Source organism: uncultured Arenimonas sp. (genome assembly GCF_963976025.1).
Lineage (GTDB): Bacteria > Pseudomonadota > Gammaproteobacteria > Xanthomonadales > Xanthomonadaceae > Arenimonas.
In genome coordinates this window covers 1-1709 of record NZ_CAXBJS010000283.1, presented here as the reverse complement: position 1 = coordinate 1709, position 1709 = coordinate 1, and the positions used below count along the sequence as shown (strand labels likewise).

2 protein-coding genes are annotated in these 1709 nt (G+C 68.5%); one reads left to right on the top strand and one right to left on the bottom strand.

Going from position 1 to position 1709, the window contains the following annotated elements:
* A partial coding sequence (locus tag AACZ35_RS14125) for a UbiD family decarboxylase (protein WP_339830399.1) occupies positions 1-1014 on the top strand: 1014 nt, incomplete at its 5' end.
* Here the strand turns inward: AACZ35_RS14125 and AACZ35_RS14120 are convergent.
* On the bottom strand, positions 963-1475 hold the full coding sequence (locus AACZ35_RS14120; RefSeq protein WP_339830396.1) for a DnrO protein: 513 nt from the start codon (positions 1473-1475) through the stop codon (positions 963-965). The two genes, AACZ35_RS14125 and AACZ35_RS14120, sit on opposite strands and share 52 nt — an antisense overlap.
* Positions 1476-1709 lie beyond the last annotated feature (234 nt).

Sequence of the window (1709 nt, the reverse complement as noted above, 5' to 3'; positions counted from 1 at the left end):
GGCCTGGTGGTCACGCGTGGCACGCGCCAGCCACGGCAGAACGTCGCGATCTACCGCCAGCAGTTGCTGGACCGCAACCGGGTCATCATGCGCTGGCTGCCGCACCGCGGCGGCGCGCTGGATTTCGCCGACTTCCGGGCCGCACATCCCGGCAAGCCCTTCCCGTTGCTGGTGGCGATCGGGGCCGATCCGGCGACGATGCTGGCCGCGGTGGCGCCGGTGCCCGACACCCTCTCGGAGTACGAGTTCGCCGGCCTGCTGCGGGGTGCGCGTACACGGGTCTGGCACAGCACACTGACCGGGCTGGATGCCCCGGCCGGCTCGGAGATCCTGCTCGAGGGTTTTATCGAACCGGGCGATGCCGCGCTCGAGGGCCCCTTCGGCGACCACACCGGCTACTACAACGCCCAGGGCGAGTTCCCCGTCTTCACGGTGAAGCGGCTGCGCATGCGCCGCGACGCGATCTACCACGGCAGCTACATGGGCCGGTCGCCCGGAGACGAGCCTTCGGTGCTCAGCTCGGCGCTCAACGAGGTGTTCGTGCCGATCCTGCGCAAGGTGTTTCCGGAGATCGTCGACTTCTTCCTGCCGCCGGAAGCGTGTTCCTACCGGATAGCGGTGGTCAGCATCCGCAAGCAGTATCCCGGCCACGCGCGCCGGATCATGATGGGCATCTGGTCCTACCTGCGCCAGTTCACCTACACCAAGTTCGTGATCGTCACCGACGACGACATCGACGTGCGCGACTGGTCGCAGGTGCTCTGGGCACTGTCCACGCGCGTGGACCCGGCGCGCGACAGCCTGCTGGTGGAAAACACGCCGATCGATTACCTCGACTTCTCCAGCCCCGTGCCCAACCTCGGTTCGAAGCTGGGCCTGGACGCCACGCGCAAGCTGCCTGGCGAAACAAGCCGGCCCTGGAGCGAGCCGATCGTGCCCGACCCGGCCATCGAACGCCGGGTTCAGTCGCTCTGGGACGCACTCCAGGTCGGATCGTCGAACAGCAGCGGATAGCGGGCCACAACAGCCTGCAGTTCCGCCAGCGCGTCCGCGTCGAAGCCGGATTCGGAAAGGGTATTGCTGGCCACCAGCACGCGCGCAAGTAGCGGGTGCAGCGCAGCATCCGGCTCGGGCTCGAGCTTGCACTCGGCGAACATCATGTCCACGGCCGACTTGAGTTCGGCGGCGATGTTGCGCACCTGGGCGTCATCGAGGTGGGCGTGGCTGCCGTGGTCGAGCGTCGCCGTGGCGGCGCGTACACGCTGCATGCCGCGGCTCAGGGGCGCGTCGGGTGTCCAGCGCCGGGCCGGCAGGGACTCATCGATGGCGCCGTGCGCGGCGTGTGGCTCGTGCACGTCTTCGGACGGGGCGGCGGCATGTTCCTCATGTCCGGGCGCCGCGTCGCTTGAGCCCGCGAGGCCCGGCGTGGTGGCCAGCAGGACCGCGAGCAGGGTGGTTTGGTGGAATCGGGTCATGGGGGTCTTCCATACGCGGCGGCGAGGGAACCCATCCTCACCCCCTTCCACCCAATGCGAACTGACCCAGGTCAATGACGCGGCGGATGGACAGGGCGCAGCATGGCGCGGATTCATTCCAGGAGAAGGTGATGCAACTGGTCTGCCCCGCCGGCAACCTGCCGGCCCTGCGCGCGGCAATCGACGCCGGCGCCGATGCGGTCTACGCCGGATTTCGCGACCAGACCAATGCCC

Coding starts and splice junctions, on each gene's coding strand:
- AACZ35_RS14120 (WP_339830396.1), bottom strand. CDS start 1,475: ATGACCCGATTCCACCAAACCACCCTGCTCGCGGTCCTGCTGGCCACC.